General features: G+C 73.7%; 18 protein-coding genes. 9 read left to right on the top strand and 9 right to left on the bottom strand.

The genetic code is table 11. From position 1 onward, the window contains the following. Nucleotides 1-491: 491 nt before the first annotated feature. Nucleotides 492-761: a DinB family protein gene (locus SLP03_RS08700; RefSeq protein WP_319460007.1), complete on the bottom strand. Its 270-nt coding sequence runs from the start codon at nt 759-761 to the stop codon at nt 492-494. Between the two features lie 64 nt (nt 762-825). Between SLP03_RS08700 and SLP03_RS08695 the strand changes: the two genes are divergently transcribed. The 4 genes from SLP03_RS08695 to SLP03_RS08680 all read left to right on the top strand — a co-directional run bounded on the left by SLP03_RS08695 (nt 826) and on the right by SLP03_RS08680 (nt 3,036). Beyond that, complete coding sequence (locus SLP03_RS08695) at nt 826-1,227, top strand: AraC family transcriptional regulator (RefSeq protein ID WP_319460006.1); 402 nt, start codon at nt 826-828, stop codon at nt 1,225-1,227. Nucleotides 1,228-1,262: 35 nt separating this feature from the next. Further along, a complete protein-coding gene (locus SLP03_RS08690) occupies nt 1,263-1,682 on the top strand; it encodes a VOC family protein (RefSeq protein ID WP_319460005.1) in 420 nt (139 codons plus the stop codon). A gap of 13 nt (nt 1,683-1,695) precedes the next feature. After that, nucleotides 1,696-2,358 (top strand): DUF998 domain-containing protein, encoded by a 663-nt coding sequence (locus SLP03_RS08685; RefSeq protein ID WP_319460004.1) that lies wholly within the window; start codon nt 1,696-1,698, stop codon nt 2,356-2,358. A 63-nt stretch (nt 2,359-2,421) separates the two neighbouring features. Beyond that, a complete protein-coding gene (locus tag SLP03_RS08680; RefSeq protein WP_319460003.1) occupies nt 2,422-3,036 on the top strand; it encodes a histidine phosphatase family protein in 615 nt (204 codons plus the stop codon). A 104-nt stretch (nt 3,037-3,140) separates the two neighbouring features. On the opposite strand, the gene SLP03_RS08675 is transcribed toward SLP03_RS08680, so the two are convergent. Further along, the gene (locus SLP03_RS08675; protein WP_319460002.1) at nt 3,141-3,473 is read right to left on the bottom strand and encodes a hypothetical protein; all 333 of its coding nucleotides are present in this window, start codon (nt 3,471-3,473) and stop codon (nt 3,141-3,143) included. Nucleotides 3,474-3,856: 383 nt separating this feature from the next. On the opposite strand from SLP03_RS08675, the gene SLP03_RS08670 reads away from it, so the two are divergent. After that, nucleotides 3,857-6,256 carry a M4 family metallopeptidase gene (locus SLP03_RS08670; protein ID WP_319460001.1) on the top strand — a complete coding sequence of 800 codons (2,400 nt, stop codon included), beginning with the start codon at nt 3,857-3,859 and terminating at the stop codon, nt 6,254-6,256. Nucleotides 6,257-6,375: 119 nt separating this feature from the next. Then, on the top strand, nt 6,376-7,143 hold the full coding sequence (locus SLP03_RS08665; protein ID WP_319460000.1) for an enoyl-CoA hydratase/isomerase family protein: 768 nt from the start codon (nt 6,376-6,378) through the stop codon (nt 7,141-7,143). Between the two features lie 195 nt (nt 7,144-7,338). Here the strand turns inward: SLP03_RS08665 and SLP03_RS08660 are convergent, their stop codons facing one another. Together SLP03_RS08660 and SLP03_RS08655 are read right to left on the bottom strand one after the other, a co-directional pair. Then, nucleotides 7,339-7,782, bottom strand: a complete 444-nt coding sequence (locus tag SLP03_RS08660; RefSeq protein WP_319459999.1) for an HNH endonuclease — start codon at nt 7,780-7,782, stop codon at nt 7,339-7,341. A gap of 299 nt (nt 7,783-8,081) precedes the next feature. After that, complete coding sequence (locus SLP03_RS08655; RefSeq protein ID WP_319459998.1) at nt 8,082-9,611, bottom strand: FAD-dependent oxidoreductase; 1,530 nt, start codon at nt 9,609-9,611, stop codon at nt 8,082-8,084. A 152-nt stretch (nt 9,612-9,763) separates the two neighbouring features. Between SLP03_RS08655 and SLP03_RS08650 the strand changes: the two genes are divergently transcribed. Then, complete coding sequence (locus SLP03_RS08650; protein ID WP_413644488.1) at nt 9,764-11,548, top strand: NAD-binding protein; 1,785 nt, start codon at nt 9,764-9,766, stop codon at nt 11,546-11,548. Between the two features lie 7 nt (nt 11,549-11,555). On the opposite strand, the gene SLP03_RS08645 is transcribed toward SLP03_RS08650, so the two are convergent. Together SLP03_RS08645 and SLP03_RS08640 are read right to left on the bottom strand one after the other, a co-directional pair. Beyond that, the gene (locus tag SLP03_RS08645; RefSeq protein ID WP_319459997.1) at nt 11,556-12,806 is read right to left on the bottom strand and encodes an APC family permease; all 1,251 of its coding nucleotides are present in this window, start codon (nt 12,804-12,806) and stop codon (nt 11,556-11,558) included. Between the two features lie 9 nt (nt 12,807-12,815). Then, complete coding sequence (locus tag SLP03_RS08640; RefSeq protein WP_319460037.1) at nt 12,816-13,553, bottom strand: phosphatase PAP2 family protein; 738 nt, start codon at nt 13,551-13,553, stop codon at nt 12,816-12,818. Nucleotides 13,554-13,694: 141 nt separating this feature from the next. Between SLP03_RS08640 and SLP03_RS08635 the strand changes: the two genes are divergently transcribed. Then, nucleotides 13,695-14,906 (top strand): DUF4032 domain-containing protein, encoded by a 1,212-nt coding sequence (locus SLP03_RS08635; RefSeq protein ID WP_319459996.1) that lies wholly within the window; start codon nt 13,695-13,697, stop codon nt 14,904-14,906. A 28-nt stretch (nt 14,907-14,934) separates the two neighbouring features. On the opposite strand, the gene nagA is transcribed toward SLP03_RS08635, so the two are convergent. Genes nagA through SLP03_RS08620 form a run of 3 tightly spaced genes read right to left on the bottom strand, consistent with a single transcriptional unit; the run spans nt 14,935 to nt 17,923 of the window. Then, the gene (gene nagA / locus SLP03_RS08630) at nt 14,935-16,044 is read right to left on the bottom strand and encodes an N-acetylglucosamine-6-phosphate deacetylase (protein ID WP_319459995.1); all 1,110 of its coding nucleotides are present in this window, start codon (nt 16,042-16,044) and stop codon (nt 14,935-14,937) included. Between the two features lie 32 nt (nt 16,045-16,076). After that, nucleotides 16,077-16,997, bottom strand: a complete 921-nt coding sequence (locus SLP03_RS08625) for an ROK family protein (RefSeq protein WP_319459994.1) — start codon at nt 16,995-16,997, stop codon at nt 16,077-16,079. After that, on the bottom strand, nt 16,994-17,923 hold the full coding sequence (locus tag SLP03_RS08620) for an SIS domain-containing protein (RefSeq protein WP_319459993.1): 930 nt from the start codon (nt 17,921-17,923) through the stop codon (nt 16,994-16,996). Before SLP03_RS08620 ends, SLP03_RS08625 begins: the two co-directional genes overlap by 4 nt. 199 nt (nt 17,924-18,122) lie before the next feature. On the opposite strand from SLP03_RS08620, the gene SLP03_RS08615 reads away from it, so the two are divergent. Next, the gene (locus tag SLP03_RS08615) at nt 18,123-18,908 is read left to right on the top strand and encodes a DeoR/GlpR family DNA-binding transcription regulator (protein WP_319459992.1); all 786 of its coding nucleotides are present in this window, start codon (nt 18,123-18,125) and stop codon (nt 18,906-18,908) included. Nucleotides 18,909-18,914 lie beyond the last annotated feature (6 nt).

Raw genomic sequence — 18,914 nt, 5'->3', positions numbered from 1 at the left:
CGTCGGCGTGCCGGGCGATGGCCTGGACGACGTGCGGCGGGACACCGGCTCCATCAGCAGGGAGACGACGGTGTGCCGCAGGTCGTGCAGGCGGACATCGGGTAGGCCGGCGGTCTCCCAAAGCCGGGCGGACGAGCGGCTGAGGTGCAGGATCACCGTGCCCAGCACGGCGGACAGTGCGCTGACCACCACGTGCCGACCGTGGGGTCGCCACCAACCCGAAGATTGCCTCGGCGGGGACAATGGAACCCACGAGGGAGGTCGGCGATGGGTGAGGATCGAGGGCACACCGAGCGGTCAACGGACGAGGAGTCCGAAGTCCTGCGGCACGTCAGGTTCGGCAAGCTGCCTGCCCGAGTCGCGCCGGCGGACCTGGTCGAGACGACAGAAACAGATCCTCCGCACGAGGAGCCGCAGCAGCCTCCGGTGCGCCGGGAGTGGGGGTAGGAGCTGCGGCCGGGAATCCGGCTACCCGAACGGGTCGAGGACGTTCATTCCTCTCCAGCGTCTCGCTCGCCGTCGATGCCCAGCTCCGTCGTGCCCGCGGTGGGATAGTCCGTGGGCGGCAGGCCGAGCCGGTGATACGGCATCGGCTCGCCGAGGACCATGCGACCCACCGACGTGTCGACGGCGAAGACGAGATGGCGCAGCGTCTCGACGACGGACCACTCGTCGTCGACCCGTTCGTGGCGCGCAGCCTCGGGTAGCCGCTCCGCGCGCGCGACAATGCCCGACCAGAGTCGTTCGACGGTGTCCCACATCGACGGGCCGACGTCGTTGCGCCCGATACCCTGGGGCGGGAGCGGGCGGCCGAGGAGAGGTCCATTGAGTCGCGCAGTGGAGGAGTCCAACCGGGCGATGCTGCGCGCCCGCGACGCCATGGACCGGGCGTACGCCGAGCCGCTCGACATCCCCGCGCTGGCCCGGATCGCGCACGTCTCCGAGGCGCACTTCATCCGGACCTTCCGCGCCACCTTCGGTGAGACACCGCACCGCTACCTGCAACGTCGCCGGGTCGAGCGGGCCATGTACCTGCTGCTCCAGACCGGGCAGAACGTCACCGAGACCTGCTTCTCGGTCGGCTTCAGCAGTCTCGGCACCTTCAGCCGGACGTTCCGCGAGATCGTCGGCGAGTCACCCTCGGACTACCGGCGGCGCAAGGCACCCGCCGCAGCCGTGCCGAGCTGCTTCACGAAAGCCTGGACGCGACCCAGCAGTTTTGGATAAGCGGCAGGTCAGGAGCGCCGTCTAGCGTCATTCCCATGACGATGAACGCGATTTCCCGTTCCCAGATCTACGTCCTCGACCAGGACGAGGCCCTCGACTTCTACGTCGGCAAGCTCGGCCTGGAGGTGCACACCGACAGCGACCTCGGCTTCATGCGCTGGCTGACCGTCAACGTCCCCGGCGACCCGGGCCACGAGATCCTGCTGGAGAAGCCCGGCCCGCCGGCGCTGGACCCGGCGACCGCCGAGCAGGTCCGGGAACTGCTCACCAAGGGCGCGATGGGTGGCTGGCTCTGCCTGACCACCGACGACGCCCGAAAGACGTACGAGACGTTGGTGGCCAAGGGTGTGGACATCACCGACGAGCCGACCGAGCGCCCGTACGGCATCGACTTCGGGATTCGCGACCCGTTCGGCAACCGCATCCGCATCGGCCAGATGCACCCGCAGGGCTGAGAGGAGCGGACCGGTGACCGAGGCGATCACGATCCACGATGTACGACCGACGACTGTCGGCCGGGACCGGGCCCTGCTGGCCGGCGGTGTCCTCGCCGGTCCGCTCTTCATCGGGTCCGCGCTGGTGCAGGGGCTGACCCGGGACGGCTTCGACTTCCGACGGCACCCGGTCAGCGTCCTCAGCACCGGGGACCTGGGCTGGGTCCAGATCGCCACCTTCCTGGCCACCGGTCTGCTTGTCGTCGGCGCCGCCGTCGCGCTGCGCCGGGCGGGGACCGGCTCGGCCTGGCTGCCGCGGCTGCTCACCCTCTACGGGCTCGGGCTGGTGGGCGCCGGATTCTTCAGCGCCGACCCGGCTGACGGCTTTCCGGCCGGCACGCCGCGCGGACCCGGGCAGATCAGCTGGCACGGCGGGCTGCACTTCCTCGTGGCGGCGGTCGCCTTCGTCTCGCTGATCGTGGCCACGGTCATCGTCGGCCGCCGGGCCGTACGCCGGGGTGAGCGCGGTTGGGGCGCGATCAGCCTGATGGTCGGGGCGTTCTTCGCGGTGGCCTGGATCGCGATGATCGCCGGGCCGGGGCCGGTGACCATGGTGGGATTCGGACTCGCCGTGACGGCCGGCTGGGTCTGGATCTCGGCGCTCCTCACCAGGCGGGCGAGCGGTCGGGTCGACTGAGGGAGAGCGGGGTCGGGAGGCGCGGGCTACGATCGCGCCTCCCGATCCTGTATGAGGTGACAGATGGCGAGCCGCCTGCTCTACCTGGTCCGGCACGGCGAGCAGGACCGACCGGAGGTCGAGTCGCCGGAGATCGGGCTCTCCGAACGTGGCCACCGGCAGGCGGCGCTGCTCGGCGAGCGGCTGCGCGGCGTACCGTTCGCCGCCGTCCACCACGGCCCGCTGCGTCGTGCCACCGAGACCGCCGAGCTGGTCGCCGCGGCACTGCCCGGCGTTCCGGTGTACGCCTCCGAGTTGGCCGGCGACTACCTGCCGGACGACACCGACCCGGCCGGCCTGCCACCCGCGTACGGGCGGTTCCTGGAGGGGTTCTCGGAGCGTGAGCGGGTCGACGGGCCGCGACTGGCGGCGGCGGCCGTCGAGCGGTTCGCCACTGCGCCGGCCGAGGGTGACGTCCGCGAGCTGGTCATCACGCACAACTTCCTGATCGCCTGGTTCGTCCGGCACGCGCTGGACGCGCCGAAGCGGCGCTGGCTGGGCCTGAACCATCACAATGCCGGCCTGACCGTGATCCGTTACGGCACCGGCGGCCCACCCAACCTGATCGCCTTCAACGACGTGGCCCATCTGCCGTCGGAGCTGCGCGGCGCCGGCCTCCCGCCCAACTACCGGGTGTGACCGCTGCGCGGCGTCGACACGTGTCCGACGCGCCGGGAACCTGTGGCGTCGTCGGCGAGCAGAGGGGCTGCCACCGCTTCCCGCCCGGCGGCGGGCGGAGCACCTCAGCGGGCGGTGACCCGGTTCAGCAGCTCGACCACGGATGCCGTCACCGGCGGGCGGGCCCCGTCGCTCGGGCAGTCGACGTAGCCGGTCACGGTCCGGCCGACGGTGAGCTGGTAGGTGAAGGCGTCCCGGCAGTCGGTCGGGGACGGCGTGCGGGTGGCCTCGGCGGCGAGCCGAGGGTCGGCGGCGAGCTGCCGCAACCGGTCGAGATCCGTCCCGGCGAGCCGGCCGGTACGCGTCGCCCCACCGCGCTCGGCGACCGTCCACCGGCCGTCGGGCTCGACGGTCACCGTGCCGGCCAGCCCGGCGAGGCCGCCCGACCGGGCCAGCACGATCCGGACGGCCTGGGCCGACGGCGAGCTGCCACCCGCCGTCGCCGGGACGCTCGGCGGGGTAGATGTGGGGGCCGTCGAGGCGGCGCCCGAAGCGGTCGTGGCGGCCGATGCGGAGGCCTCAGGCGCAGGTCGTGACGGGTCGGTCGCTGAGCACCCGCTCAGGACGGTGAGCAGTGCGGCGATCTTGACGATTGTCACGGTTGATCTCATGTCGGTCGGACGCGCGCGGGTGCCGCCCGGTTCCCATCACCTGGGCCGCCTCATCCGAACGGCCAGTGTCGCCGGCTGGAAGCGTTTCCCCCCTTCTCTTTTCCCCGGTGTATCAGTATATCTACATGCGTGACTACCCCCTGTCACACACTCCCCCGTCAGGAGGGCCCGTGAGAAGAACCCTCGCCGCCGTCAGCGCAGCGCTGCTCACCAGCGGCGTACTGACCTGCGTCGTCACCGCGGCGCACGCGGCAACCCCCAGCGCCCCCGCCCCGGAATCCTCCGCCGCAGCTCGTGCCGACAGCCTGCTCCGCAGCAACCCCGGCGCCGTCCAGGGCGCCAGCGGTGAGTCCTACCAGGCCTACAGCACGAAGGTGGATTCCAACGGTGCGTCGCACACCCGCTACACGCGGACCTACCACGGCCTGCGCGTCTACGGCGGTGACTTCGTCGTCCACACCGCCCCCAACGGCAGCTACGCCGGCACGTCGGTCGGCCTGGCCGCACCGCTCACCCTGGGCACCACCGCCAAGGTCGGCGCGGCCACCGCCAAGGCGAGCGCCCGCAAGGCCTTCTCCGGCTCGCTCACCTCCGTCGGCGCGCCGGAGCTCTTCGTCGACGCCAGCTCCGGCCGCGGCCGGCTGGCCTGGGAGACCGTCGCCTCCGGCATGAAGGCCGACAAGCAGACCCCGTCGAAGCTGCACGTCATCATCGACGCCACCACCGGCAAGGTGGTCGGGTCGTACGACGAGATCGAGAACGTCGCGGGCACCGGCAACAGCATCTACGCCGGCACGGTCAGCATCGACACCACGCTCTCCGGCAGCACGTACCAGATGATCGACCCGTCGCACGGCAACGGCAGCACCTGCGACATGAACAACGGCACGTCGACCTGCACCACCTTCACCGACGCGGACAACACCTGGGGTACGGGCGCGAACTCCAACCGGCAGTCGGCCGCGGTGGACGCCCACTTCGGTGCCGCCAAGACGTTCGACTACTACAAGAACGTGCACGCCCGGAACGGCATCTTCGGCAACGGCACCGGCGTGCCCAGCCGGGTGCACTACGGCAGCAACTACGTCAACGCCTTCTGGGACGGCTCCCAGATGACCTACGGCGACGGCTCCGGCAACGCCAAGCCGCTGGTGTCGCTCGACGTGGCCGGCCACGAGATGAGTCACGGCGTCACCGAGAACGTGGTCCCCGGCGGCCTGACCTACTCCGGTGAGTCCGGCGGCCTCAACGAGGCCAACAGCGACATCTTCGGCACCATGGTCGAGTTCTACGCCGCCGCCCCGAACGACCCGGGCGACTACCAGATCGGCGAGAAGATCGACATCAACGGCAACGGCACGCCGCTGCGCTACATGTACAACCCGTCGCTGGACGGCTCGTCCGACAGCTGCTGGACCACCAGCACCAAGAACAAGGACGTGCACTACTCGTCCGGCCCGGCCAACCACTTCTACTTCAACCTGGCCGAGGGCACCGGCGCCACCGCGTACGGCACCTCGCCGGTCTGCGGCTCGGCCCCGGCGGTGACCGGCATCGGCCGCGCCAAGGCGGAGAAGATCTGGTTCCGGGCGCTCGACGTCTACTTCACGTCGAACACGTCGTACGTCAACACCACCACCCCGTCGAACACCGCCCGGGCGTACAGCCTCCGCGCGGCGACCGACCTGTACGGCAGCTGCTCGACCGAGTACAAGGCCGTCCAGGCCGCGTGGACCGCGGTGGCCGTCTCCGGCAGCGACGCGCCCTGCTCGACCGGTAACGACTTCTCGGTCTCGCTCTCGCCGACCTCCGGCTCGGTCAACCCGGGCAGCGCCGTCTCCACCACCGTGTCCACCGCGACCACCAGCGGGACCGCGCAGACCGTGACGTTCTCCGCGTCCGGCCTGCCGAGCGGCGCGACCGCGTCGTTCAGCCCGTCCTCGGTGACCTCGGGCGGCTCGTCCACCCTCACCATCAGCACCACGTCCAGCGCCGCAGCCGGGACCTACTCGGTCACGGTCACCGGCACCGGCACCTCGGTGAACCACACGGCGACCTACACGCTGACCGTCAACGGCACCGGCGGCTGCACCGGCGCGGGCCAGAAGCTGGGCAATCCCGGCTTCGAGTCCGGCAACACCGTCTGGGCCTCCACCGCCGGCGTCATCGGCCAGTACGGCTCCAGCGGCCAGCCGACCCACGGCGGGACCTGGAACGCCTGGCTGGACGGGTACGGCATCAGCCACACCGACACGCTCTCCCAGGCGGTGAGCCTGCCGGCCGGCTGCGGGTCGTACAACTTCAGCTTCTGGCTGCACATCGACACGTCCGAGACCACCACCAGCATCGCGTACGACACGCTCCGGGTGCAGGTACTCAACTCGTCCGGGACGGTGCTGGCGACCCTGGCCACGTACTCGAACCTGAACAAGGCCGCCGGGTACAGCCAGAAGTCCTTCTCACTGGCCTCGTACGCCGGCCAGACCGTCACCCTGAAGTTCACCGGCGTGGAGGACATCTCGCTGCAGACCTCCTTCGTGGTGGACGACACCGCGGTCAACGTCTCCTGACGTAGCCGTCCCCCCGGCGGGCCCGGCGGCCACCCCACGCGGGTGGTCGTCGGGCCCGCGCCGTTATGGTCGGCCGGACGGTCGGCCGGGTCCCGGTCGCCGGGCCGGAGGGGGAGGACATGTCGGACGCGGAGCTGACCGTCGAGGTGACCGGCCCGGTGGCGACGGTGGTGATCCGGAACCCGGCCCGCCGCAACGCGATGACCGCGGCGATGTGGCGGCAGCTCCCGGTGCTGCTCGACGGGCTGGAGGCCGACCCGGCGGTGCACGCGCTGGTCCTCACCGGCGCCGACGGCACGTTCTGCGCCGGGGCCGACCTCGGCGACCTGGACGAGCTGCTGGACGCCGGGGACGCCAGCATCGCGGTCACCGCCGAGGAGCGGCTGGCCACCTTCGCCAAGCCGACGGTGGCCGAGATCCAGGGCGCCTGCGTCGGCGGTGGCTGCCAGCTCGCCGTCGCCTGTGACCTGCGGATCGCCGCCGCGGACGCCCGCTTCGGCGTGCCGCCGGCGCGGTTGGGGCTGGTCTATCCCGCGCCGACCACCCGGCGGCTGGCCCGGCTGGTCGGGCCGTCCGCCGCCAAGCACCTGCTCTTCACCGGCGAGCTGATCGACGCCGACCGGGCCCTGCGGGTCGGCCTGGTCGACGAGGTGCTGCCGCCCGACGGGCTGGCCGCCCGGGTCGTGGCGCTCACCGCCGCCATCGCGCAGCGCTCCCGGCTGACCGTCGCGGCGGCCAAGGAGATCGTCGACGACCGGGCCGACGAGGAGCGGATCGCCTGGTGGCACGGGCAGGTCCGGGCCAGCGGCGAGGCCCGGGAGGGGGTGGCGGCGGCGAACGAGCGCCGGCCGCCGCGCTTCGGCTGGGCGCCGCCCGGCCGTCCCTGACCGTCGTGTGACCGGCTGCCGTCGACGGGTACGTCAAGGCCCGTTCTGGGGCGGTGACCCGCCGGGGTGGGCGCCGCGCCGGCGGTCAGCCGTCAGCCGTCAGGTCGTCGCCCTGCGCGGCCCGCGGCGGGACCGGCGGGCGCCGCGGCGGAGGCGTACCCCCGACACGGCCCCCTGTGCCCGCCGGCCGGTCCGTCACCGCCCGGCGAGCGCCGCCCAGCTCGGCGTCGCCGGCTCCCGCCGCAGCGGCATGCCCGCCTCGGCCGGGGTCCGGTCGCCCTTGCGCTGGTTGCACCCGTAGCAGGCGGCGGTGGTGTTCCGCCAGGTGTTCCGGCCACCGCGCGAGCGGGGCAGGATGTGGTCGATGGTGCCGGCCGGGGCGTCGCAGTAGGCGCAGCGCCGGCCGTCGCGGCGCAGCACGCCGGCCCGGGACCAGGCCGGTCCGGCGCTGAACCGCCAGCGGGTGACCACGTACCGGACCAGGCGGACCACCCGGGGGACCGGGAAGACCCCGATCAGCTGGTCCGGCTCGGCCTCGTGGATCTCGGCGACCCGTCGGCAGAGCATCCGGATCGCGTGCTGGACGGTGACCCGGTGCAGCGGGCCGAGGTCGGCGTTGATGACGAGGACGGCGTCCACCGGGGCTCCCTTCGACAGACGGTGGCGGATTCCGGCCCGGACAGCGAAAAGCCGCCCGGTCCGGTGCGCGGACGGGCGGCTGGACACGTGCGGGCACGCGTCAGTCGGGCCATCCGGCGAACGGACCTTCCGCTCGGCAACCGTCGCTGCGCAGCCACGACGGCACGGTGGTGACGTGCGGCATCGACATCGACGGCTCCCGGAGCGGTGGTTGACCTTGCGGGGTCACGGTAGTTCCGTGCCGGAAAGGCGGGCAACGTATTTCGATCCGCCGCCGGACGGGCGGCGGCGGATCGTGATCATCGTCGGCCGGCGAGCAGGCCACGCGGTCGGATCGACCGGAGCGGTTCGGCCGCCCCGCCCTCGGTGCGCAGGATGTGGTTCGCGGCGATGATGCCGGTCGCCGCCGACCGCTCCATCAGCGCGCTCGGGAAGTCCGTGCGGATGCCGTCCCCTGCCAGGTAGAGGCCGTCGGCGTCGGTGCGTACCCCCGGCCGCCAGGTGTCGCTGCCCGGGCTGAACGCCGGCGCCCGCGCCTCCACCCGGGCCCGCAGCTCACGGACCCGCAGGGAGGCCGCCTCCGGCCAGAGCCCGGTCAGCTCGACCCGCATCCGCTCGGCCAGCTCCTCGGCCGGCACGTCCGACTCGCAGGCGTACGCGTGCAACTCCACCACCGAGCCGCCGGTGCGCTCCGCCCAGCGGCGCGGCTCGTTCTCCAGCCGGTGGTACAGGGTGACCGAATCCAGCGTGGGCTGCCGGGACACCCCGCTGAACACCGCCCGGTCGGCGCGCACGTCCGCGTCCATCCAGTACCGCGCCACCGCGTACGGCGGACCGGGCCTGCCGAACGCGGGCATCCGCTCCACCAGCCGGGGCGCCGCCGCAGCCAGGCCGGGGGAGGCCGCGACGAGCGCGGCGAGCGCGGGCGGGTCGACGGCGAGCACGACGTGCCCGGCCCGGTACGACGAGCCGTCCGCGGCGGTCACCCGCCAGCCCGCCGGCTCCCGGTCCAGCCGCGCGGCGGCGACGCCGGTGACCACCCGCCCGCCGTGCTTCTCGACATGCCGGGTCAGCGGCTCCCAGATCGCCGTGGCGTAGTCCTCGTCCGGGCAGTCGAAGGCCAGCCCCTCCGGGTTGCCGAGCAGGTAGAAGTGGAACTGGGCGATCATCTCGGCGGCCGACATCTCCGCCTCGTGATTGAAGAACGAGTGCGAGAAGACCTCGAAGAGCATCGCCCGGGCCCGGTCCGGCAGCCGCAGCGAGCTGAGCAGCTCGTCCGCCGTCATCCGGTCGAACTCGGCGCAGGTGCGCACCGGGTCGTAGGTGAGCAGCGACAGCGCCGCGTCCCGGTCCATCCCGCGCAGGTCGGCCAGGCGCAGGCTCGGGCTGCGCAGCAGCAGCGCGAGCAGGTTCGCCGGCGGCGCGGGCGGGAGCTTTCCGAACTCCTCGGTGGGCCACTCGGCGCTCAGAATCGGGTAGCCGGGGATCGGCCGGAGGAAGCCCAGGCCCGGGTCGGCCCGGCGGAGGATCGACCGCCAGTTGTAGTACTGCCGGAAGAACGCGTGGAAGCCGTGCTCGTTGCGCTGCGTTCCGTCCGCCAGGTTCTCCGGCCAGGCGCCCAGCCGGCCGCCCAGGGTGGGCGCGGCTTCCAGCACCGTCACGTCCACCCCACGCTCGGCGAGCACCACCGCCGCCGACATGCCGGCGATCCCGCCGCCGACCACCACCGCCGCGGCCGGGCGCGGCACGCGGGACGCGCCGCCGCCGCCCGGATCCACCACGTGCTCGCGTACGCCGATGAGCCGACCAACCACTTGCGACAGTGCCATGCCGCACCTCTCCCCGGCGATGGAGCCTCCAGTCTCCCGGTTCAGCCGTCGGACGGCAGCAGGCAGCGCCGCTCGCGGTCCGAGGCGGGCCACGCCATGCGTTCATGATCGCGGGGCTGCGCGCGCTGCGAGCGGCTGACTACGATCCGGGCATGGCCGAGCCACTGCGCGACCGCGCCCGCCGCGCGACCGGCTGGCGGCTCCGGATGAACGGTGACACCCGCCCGCACTACGTGGTCTGCGGCTCCGACCCGCTCGCCTACTGGGTGGTCAGGTGGCTGCTCGCCACCGAGTCGCCCGCCGGCCGGGTCCGGGTCACCCTGGTCGTGCCCGGGCGCCGCCGCTCCGACGGGCCGGACGGCCGGGACATCGAGGGCGTCCAGGTGATCCGGGCCGACCGGCTGGACGAGACGGCCTTCCGCCGGGCCGGCCTGGCCGGCGCGGACGGGCTGGCCCTGCTGCATCAGGACGACGTCGGCAACATGCACGCCGCGCTCTGCGCCCAGGAGGTCGAGCCGCGGCTGCGCCTGGTGGTACGGATGTTCAACACCAGCCTCGCCAACGGCGTACGGCAGCTCTTCCCCGACTCGGCGGTGCTCTCCGACGCCTCCATGGCCGCCCCGGCCTTCGTGGCCGCCGCGCTCGGCGAACTCGCCCCCACCCACTTCCGGCACGCCGGACGCACCCTCTACGTGGCCCGACGCGCCGACGTACGCCCCGGGGACGTGGTCTGCGGACTGGCCGTCACCACCGACCCCGACCTGGTCCGGGTGCTCCCGGCGGACGAGCCCGCCGCCGACGTGGTGCTCGCCGAGGCGACCGGCCAGCCGCCCGGCACGGAACTCGCCGCCCGCCGGCTGGTCCGGGCCCGGCGCCGGCGGCAGCCGGTCGCGGTGCTGCTCCGCGCGGTCCGCAGCTTCGCCACCCGCAAGATCGGCATTGCGGTGATGCTGCTGCTGGCGGTGATCGCCCTGCTCGGCTGGCTCAACGGTCGCGCGGTGGATCTGAGCTGGACCGAGGCGATCTACCTGACGCTGGTCACCACCCTCAGCGGGCAGGACCCGGACGTCACCAAGCCGGCCGCCGCGCAGGTCATGCAGGTGGTGCTCAACCTTGCCGGGCTGGCGCTGATCCCGTTGATCACCGCGGCGGTGGTGGACGGCATCGTCAACGCCCGGCTGGCCCTGCACGCGGGCCGGATCCAGCCGGACCGCTCCGGGCACGTGGTCGTGGTCGGGCTCGGCAACATCGGCACCCGGGTGATGGCCCAGCTGCACGACTTCGGGGTCGAGGTGGTGGCCATCGACAAGGTCCCGGACGCACGCGGCGCGGCCCTCGCGCACCGGCTCGGCGTGTCGATGATCGTCGGCGACGCCGGGCTGGAGGAGACGCTCCGGGCCGCCTCGGTCGACACCTGCCAGGCGCTGGTGGTGGTCTCCACCGACGACGGCACCAACCTGCGCGCCGCGCTGAACGCCCGGGCGCTCAACGCCGAGCTGCGCGTGGTGCTCCGGCTCTTCGACGGCGACTTCGCCGAACGGATCCAGCGGGCGTTCGGCATCGGCATCTCGCGCAGCGTGTCGTACCTGGCCGCGCCCTCGTTCGGGGTGGCCCTGCTGGACCGGGCGGTGATCGCCACCATCCCCATCGGCCGGCACGCGCTGCTGGTCACCGAGGTGCCGGTGGTCGCCGGGTCCCCGTTGGACGGCCGCCCGCTCGCCGCGGTGGCCCGCCCCGGCGAGGTACGCCTGCTCGCGCACACCCGGTCCGGGCAGAGGACCGACTGGACCGCCGATCCCCGGATGGTGATCTCGGCGGGGGACCGGTTGACCGTGGTGGCCCGGCGGGCCGGGCTGGGCGCCCTGCTCCGCGAGACCACCCCGCCGCCGGAGCCGGCCCCCGCCGGCGCCCCGGTCCCGCGCCAGCCGGAGGAGTGAGCCTGGTTCAGGTGCGGCTGGTGCGGGTGCGGCGGAGGGCGTACCAGGCGGCGCCGAGGGCGAGGACGCCGAAGCCGGCGAGCACGCTGGTCAGCGGGAGGCTGACCGCCAGCACCAGGCAGCCGAGCAGCCCCAGGGCGGCGAGGAGCTGCACCGGGAGCTTCCGCGCCGGATCCCGACCCAGGGTGAGCGCCGAGGCGTTGGCGATCGCGTAGTAGACGAGCGCCGTGCAGCTGGAGAAGCCGATCGCGCCCCGCACGTCGCCGAGCGCGACCACCACGACCACCACGGCGGCGACGGCCAGTTCGGCCCGGTGCGGCACCCGGTACCGGGGGTGCACGGCGGCCAGCGCGCCGGGCAGGTCGCGGCGGCGGGCCATCGCCAGCGTCGTCCGGCCCACCCCGGCGAGCAGGGAGAGCAGCACCCCGGTCACTGCCACGGTGGCGCCGCCCCGGACCAGCCAGGCCAGGCCGGGCAGCCCCGCGGCGCTCACCACGTCGACCAGCGGCGCGGCGGACGCGGCCAGCCGCCCCTCGCCCAGCACGCCGAGCGCGACCACGGCCAGCACCAGGTAGATCGCCAGCACGATGCCGAGCGCCACGGGCACCGCGCGCGGGATGGTCCGCTCCGGGTCGCGTACCTCCTCGCCGAGGGTGGCGATCCGGGCGTACCCGGCGAAGGCGAAGAAGAGCAGGCCGGCGGCGGTCAGCACGCCCCGGATCCCGACGCCGGCCAGGCCGTCCAGCCGGCCGGCGGAGAGGTCCCCGGAGGTCAGGCCGGCCACGGCCACGGTGGCCAGCACGGCCAGGGTCACCGCGACCAGCGCCCGGGTCGCCGCCGCGGTCTTGCCGATGCCGCGAACGTTCACCGCGGTCACCGCCACCACCGCGGCGACCGCGACGAGCCGCGCCCGCCCCGGCCACAGGTACGCCCCGATCGTCAGTGCCATCGCCGCGCAGCTCGCCGTCTTGCCGACCACGAACCCCCAGCCGGCGACGAAGCCGGCGAACGGACTGATCCGTTCCCGGCCGTAGACGTACGTCCCACCGGACTCCGGGTAGCGGGCGGCCAGCCGGGCCGCGCTGGTCGCGTTGCAGAAGGCGATGAAGCCGGCCAGCGCCAGCGCGGCCAGCAGCCCGGCGCCGCCGGCCGCCGCGGCGGCCGGGGCGAAGACCACGAAGACGCCCGCGCCGAGCATCGACCCCAGACCGATGACCACCGCATCGGGTACGCCCAGTCGCCGCGTCAGTTGATCCACCAGCGCAGGTTAGGGGACCGAGGTGAACGGGCGGTCCCAGTTCCGCAACCGGCCGGGCAGCGGCACGTCGTCCCAGGGCACCCGGCGCAGCAGCCGGTCCAGCAGCAGCCCGAGCAGCAGCCCGGCGACCGAGTCGGTCAGCCAGTGCCAGCCCAGGTAGGTCGTGGTGGAGAGCACGATCAGCGGTGGCAGCACCCGGACCACGGTGACCAGCCGCCCCGGAACGGCACGGCCGAAGCTGCCCAGCAGCGGAACGAGAAGCAACGCGAGCACGCCGTACCAGACGATGGCGTTGGCGACGTGTCCCGACGGGTACGACTGCGCGTAACCCACCGGCAGGTCGTGCTGGAAGAGCGGCAGCGTCCGCTCCGGCGGGAGGAACGGCTCCTTGATGCTGGCGCTGGGGGCGGGACGCGCCGTCCAGACCTTCAGCGGGCCGATGGTCAGGTAGGTGAGCACGAACGCGGTCACCGGCGGCAGCACCGGGCGGACCGAGCGGAGCCGGACCGCCACCAGCACGCCGAGCCCGGCGGCGAGCAGCGTCAGCGGGGTGCCCTGGCCCAGGTAGTTGAGGATCATCGCGGTCCACCGGGCGCCGGTGGGCCGGTGGGCCGCCGCCCAGTCGGCGACCGCGGGGTCGACGCCGAAGAGATGGCCGGTGCTCAGCGCGACGGTCAGCGCGACCAGAGCGGCGAGCAGCAGGGCGTCACACCACCAGCCGGCCGGTCGGACCGGTCGGAGCCGCACCCGGCCGCGTACCCCCATGGTCTCCCGCACGCGACCACGCTACCGGCCGCGGCCGGCGCCGGGCCGGCGCGGGCATCGGTGGCTGTGTGCCCAACCACGAAGGGAAGCGCTCCGGCGGGGTGAGCCGGCACACTTGTCCCCGTGCGGATCACCTCGGCCCTCGTCGACCCGGCGCTGCTCGACCTCCCTTGGTCGACCCCGCTGGAGGAGTGGCCTGCCCAGCACCTGGTCGCGCTGCCGCAGGGCATCTCGCGGCACATCGTGCGCTTCGTCCGACTCGGCGAGTACGTCTACGCGGTGAAGGAGACCGGCGAGCGGGTCGCCGAGCGGGAGTACGACCTGCTCCGGGCTCTGGAGCGGATCGACTTCCCGTCGGTCGAGGCGATCGCGATCGTGGCCGACCGGCAGGCCGACGACGGCGAGCCGCTGGACCCGGTGCTGATCACCCGGCACCTGCAGTTCTCGCTGCCCTACCGGGCGCTCTTCTCCCGCACGCTCCGGCCGGAGACGATGAACCGGCTGCTCGACGCGCTGGCGGTGCTGCTGGTCCGGATGCACCTGACCGGCTTCTTCTGGGGCGACTGCTCGCTGTCGAACACGCTGTTCCGCCGGGACGCCGGCGCGTTCGCCGCCTACCTGGTGGACGCCGAGACCGGCGCCCTGCACCGCTCCCTCTCCAACGGCCAGCGCGGCGAGGACCTGGAGATCGCCCGGGTGAACATCTTCGGCGAGGCGCTGGACCTCCAGGCCGCCGGGCTGCTGCACGAGTCCATCGACCCCGAGGTGGTCTGCGAGCAGGTCGTCCAGCGTTACGAGCGGCTCTGGCACGAGGTCACCTACGAGCAGCAGGTCGAGCGGGGGGCCCGGCACGACATCGAGGGGCGGATCCGCCGCCTCAACGAGCTGGGCTTCGACGTCGCCGAGGTGGCCCTGTCGACCGTCGGCAACGGGCGCTATCTGGTCCGTCCCAAGGTGGTCGACGCCGGGTACCACACCCGGCGGCTGATTCGCCTGACCGGTCTGGACGCCGAGGAGAACCAGGCCCGCAAGCTCCTCAACGACCTGGACGCGTACCGGGTGGAGAGCGACCTGACCGACGAGCAGCAGGCCGCGCACCGCTGGCTGACCGAGGTCTTCGAGCCGGTGGTCCGGGCGGTGCCGGCGCACCTGCGTCGCAAGCTGGAGCCGCAGGAGCTCTTCGCGCAGATCATCGAGCACAAGTGGCTGCTCTCCGAGCGCGCCGGCCGGGACGTCGGCATGGGCCCGGCGATGCAGTCCTTCCTGGCCGACGTGCTGGTGCACCGCCCCGACGAGCAGGCCGTCCTCGGCGTCGAGGTCCCCGCCGCCGGCTGACCCGGGGCCCGGCTCCGGCCGCCTGCGGTCACTCCACCCAGGAACCCGCCCGCATCACCCGCACGACGTTGAGGTCGTCGTCGAGGACCACCAGATCGGCGCGGAGGCCGGTCTGGAGCGCGCCGACCGTGTCGCCGAGGCCGATGGCCCGGGCCGGGGTGGTGGCCACCATCCGGCAGGCGTCCGGCAGGGCGATGCCGGCCGCCACGGCGTGCCGCAGGGCGGCGTCCATGGTGAGCGTGCTGCCCGCGATCGCGCCGCCCCCGGTCAGCCGGGCCACCCCGTCGGCCACGGTGACCGCCTGACCGCCCAGCTCGTACTCGCCGTCGGGCATGCCGGCGGCGGCCATCGCGTCGGTGATCAGGGCGGCCCGCTCCGGGCCGGCGACCGAGGCGGCGAAGCCGAGCATGCCGTCGTGCAGGTGGACGCCGTCGGCGACCAGCTCGCAGACCACGTTCGGGGCGTCGAGCAGGGCCACCACCGGTCCGGGCTCCCGGTGGTGCACCGGGCGCATGCCGTTGAACAGGTGGGTGCCGACGCTCGCGCCGGCCGCCACGGCGGCCCGGGTCTGCTCCCAGGTGGCGTCCGTGTGTCCGACGGCGGCGACCACGCCCTGCGCGGCGAGCAGCTTGATCGCGTCCAGCGCGCCGTCCCGCTCCGGGGCCAGGGTGACCATCCGGACCGCGCCCGCGCCGACCTCGATCAGCTCGGCCAGCTCGTCGGTGGACGGGTCGCGGAGGAACTCCGGGTTCTGCGCGCCGCAGCGGTCCGCCGACAGGTACGGGCCCTCGAAGTGGATGCCGGCCAGCACGCCGGCGTCGACCAGCGGTCGGTAGGCGGCGGTGGCGTCCCGCATCAGCGCGAAGGGGGCGCTGACCAGGCTGGCCAGCAGCGTCGTGGTGCCGTGCCGCAGGTGGAACGTGGCAGCCTCGCGAGCCTGCTCGGCGTCTCCGGTGGTGAAGGTGTGCCCGCCGCCGCCGTGGGTGTGCATGTCCACGAAGCCCGGCACGATCCAGTGCCCGTCGCGGAAGGACGGGTACTCGGCGACCGCCCGGATCCGGTCACCGGTGATCTCCACGCAGCCCTGCCGGATCACGCCGGTCGGGGTCACCACCTTCCCGGTCACCCGCACGGTCATCAGGTCTCCTCCACAGCTCTGGGATGGGCAGGTCAGGGTAGGGCGTCGAGCGCCAGCAGGGCGGCGCCGAGGCAGCCGGCCTCGTCGCCGAGGGCCGCCGCGACCAGGCGCGGCTCCCGGTGGAAGGTCAGCCGCTCGCGCAGCGCCGTGCGCAGCGGATCGAGCAGCCGGGGACCGGCCTGGGCCAGCCCGCCGCCGATCACGATGGTCGCCACGTCGTAGAGGGCCTGGCCGGTGGCGAGCCCGTCGGCGAGCGCCTGGACGGCCTCCCGCCAGACCCGGCCGGCCAGCGGCTCACCGGCCGCCGCCCGGTCCGCCACCTCGGCGGCGGTCGCCGGGGTGCCGGCCAGCTCCGCGTACCGGCGGCCGATCGCGGCGGCCGACGCCACCGCTTCCAGACAGCCGGGGCGGCCGCAGCCGCAGCGCGGGCCGTCGGGGCGTACCAGGATGTGGCCGATCTCCCCGGCGGCGCCGTGCGCGCCGACGGCGGCGGAACCGTCGACCACGTGGGCGGCGGCGATGCCGGTGCCGATGGCGACGAAGAGCACGTGGCCGGCGCCGCGCCCGGCGCCGAGCCGGGCCTCCGCCAGGCCGCCGACGCGCACGTCGGGGCCGAGCGCCGTCGGCAGGCCGAGCCGAGCCTCCGCCAGCTCCCGCAGCGGTACGTCCCGGAAGCCCACGTTCGCCGACCAGACCGCCACCCCGCGGGCCTCGTCCACCACCCCCGGTACGGCGATCCCGCAGGCCACCGGCGTCAGCCCGTCGGCGCGGGCCTTGCCGGCCAGCCCCTCGGCGACCTCCAGGATCGTGTCGACCACGGCGTCCGGGCCGCGCCCGGCGTCGGTGAGGTGCCGTTCGGCGTGCACCACCACGCCGTCGGGGCGGACCAGGGCGCACTTCATCCCGGTGCCGCCCACGTCCAGCGCGACGACGACCGGGGTGGCTCCGGTCACGCGAGGACCACGGAGCGGGTCAGGTGGCGGGGCGCGTCGGGGTCGAGGCCGCGGCTGGTGGCGAGCGCGACGGCGAACCGCTGGGCGAGGATCAGGTCGGCCATCGGGTCGACCGGGGTACGTCCGGCCGCCCAGCTGGTCAGCACGGTGTGGCAGCCGTGGGTGCGGCTGTGCACGAACGCGGCGCCGGTGGCGGCGACGTCCTCGGGGAGCCCGTCGGGGATCCCGCCGAATGCCCAGACCAGCCGGCCCGGGGCGGCCACCGAGATCGGGCCGTGGCGGTAGTCCATCGCCGGGTACGCCTCGGCCCAGAACGTGGCCGCCTCGCGGCACTTCAGCGCGGCCTCCTGGGCCAGCCCGACAGTCCAGCCGCGGCCGAGGAAGGTGACCTGCTCGATCCGGGCCGGGTCGATCGGCAGCGGGGCCCGGACGGTCACCTCGGCGTCGGCGGCCAGCGCGCCCACGTTGTCGCCGAGGTGGGCGCGGAGCAGGGCCAGGGCGGTGGTGGCGAAACGGGTCTGCACCACGGACCGCTCGTCGGCGAAGGGCATGGTCACCGCCGCGTCGGCCAGCTCGACCGCCGGGGAGCCGGGGTCGCCGACCAGGACGGTGGTGGGCACCCGCCCGCGCAGCGCGGCGAGCAGCTCCAGCACCTCGGTGGTGGTGCCGGAGCGGGTGATCGCGATGAGCCGGTCGTAGCGGCGGCCGGTGGGGAACTCGGAGGCCTGGAAGGCGTCCGTCTCGCCCTGGCCGGCGTGCTCGCGCAGCCCGGCGTACGCCATCGCCATGAACCACGACGTGCCGCAGCCGACCACGGCGACCCGCTCGCCGCGGCGCGGCAGGTGGTCGGCGACGGTCGGGGCGAGCCGCGCCGCCTCCCGCCAGCAGTCGGGCTGGCTCGCGATCTCCGCGTGCACGTACGCCATGACAACTCCTCGCAGGGGAGACCGTTGCGCAATACGGCTCATTATGGCCGTCTTTCGCGCGTCATTCTGCGCGAGTCCGGGTGGCCGTGGCAACCAGCTCCCAGATCGCGCAGACCAAGGTTTTGCGCACTGGCAGTTTCGCGCACTACTGTGCACGCAATCAATCACCGTCCGTGCAGATTCTCTGGAGGCCCCCGCGGTGGACCGCTACGCCCGATGGAACGCGCTGCTCGAGATGCTGACCGACAGCGGTCGGGTCAGCGTCGAAGAGGCAGCCGCCCGCCTGGAGGTCTCCCAGGCGACCATCCGGCGTGACTTCGACCAGCTCGGCCAGCAGCAGATGATCACGCGGACCCGGGGCGGCGCGGTGGCCAACGGCGTCTCGTACGACCTGCCGTTGCGCTACAAGACCGCCAAGCACTCGGCCGAGAAGCAGCGGATCGGGGCGGCCGCCGCGGCGCTGGTGACTCCCGGCACCGTGGTCGGCCTCAACGGCGGCACCACCAGCACCGAGGTGGCCCGGGCCCTCGCCGTCCGGCCGGACCTCAACACCAGCGCCGAGGGCGCCCAGCTCACCGTGGTCACCAACGCCCTGAACATCGCCAACGAGCTGCTGGTCCGCTCGCGGATGAAGGTGGTGGTGGCCGGCGGCGTGGTGCGGCCCAAGTCGTTCGAACTGGTCGGCCCGCTGGGCGGGGCGCTGCTGCGCGAGGTGACCCTGGACGTCGCCCTGCTCGGCGTGGACGCGATCGACCCGCAGCTCGGCGCGGCCGCCCACCACGAGGGCGAGGCGGCGATGAACAACCTGATGGTGGCCCGGGCCAAGCGGGTGGTGATCATCGCGGACTCGTCCAAACTGGGCGGTCACGCGTTCGCGCGGATCTGCTCGGTGGACCGGGTGGAGACCCTGGTCACCGACTCCGGCGCCGACCCCGCCGTGGTGCAGGCGTTCCGCGACGCGGGTGTGCACGTCATCTGCGCCTGAGGCGAA

The sequence above is a fragment of the Micromonospora sp. RTP1Z1 genome (assembly GCF_033804685.1).
In the GTDB taxonomy this organism is placed as follows: domain Bacteria; phylum Actinomycetota; class Actinomycetes; order Mycobacteriales; family Micromonosporaceae; genus Micromonospora.
The sequence above is the reverse complement of the archived record's forward strand: the minus strand, read 5'-3'. Positions and strand labels throughout refer to the sequence as shown.

Bases quoted from the DNA above. Each gene is read 5' to 3' on its own strand.
- SLP03_RS08700 (WP_319460007.1), bottom strand. From the start codon at position 761: ATGTGGGACACCGTCGAACGACTCTGGTCGGGCATTGTCGCGCGCGCG.
- SLP03_RS08690 (WP_319460005.1), top strand. From the start codon at position 1,263: ATGACGATGAACGCGATTTCCCGTTCCCAGATCTACGTCCTCGACCAG.
- SLP03_RS08680 (WP_319460003.1), top strand. From the start codon at position 2,422: ATGGCGAGCCGCCTGCTCTACCTGGTCCGGCACGGCGAGCAGGACCGA.
- SLP03_RS08665 (WP_319460000.1), top strand. From the start codon at position 6,376: ATGTCGGACGCGGAGCTGACCGTCGAGGTGACCGGCCCGGTGGCGACG.
- SLP03_RS08655 (WP_319459998.1), bottom strand. From the start codon at position 9,611: ATGGCACTGTCGCAAGTGGTTGGTCGGCTCATCGGCGTACGCGAGCAC.
- SLP03_RS08650 (WP_413644488.1), top strand. From the start codon at position 9,764: ATGGCCGAGCCACTGCGCGACCGCGCCCGCCGCGCGACCGGCTGGCGG.
- nagA (WP_319459995.1), bottom strand. From the start codon at position 16,044: ATGACCGTGCGGGTGACCGGGAAGGTGGTGACCCCGACCGGCGTGATC.
- SLP03_RS08620 (WP_319459993.1), bottom strand. From the start codon at position 17,923: ATGGCGTACGTGCACGCGGAGATCGCGAGCCAGCCCGACTGCTGGCGG.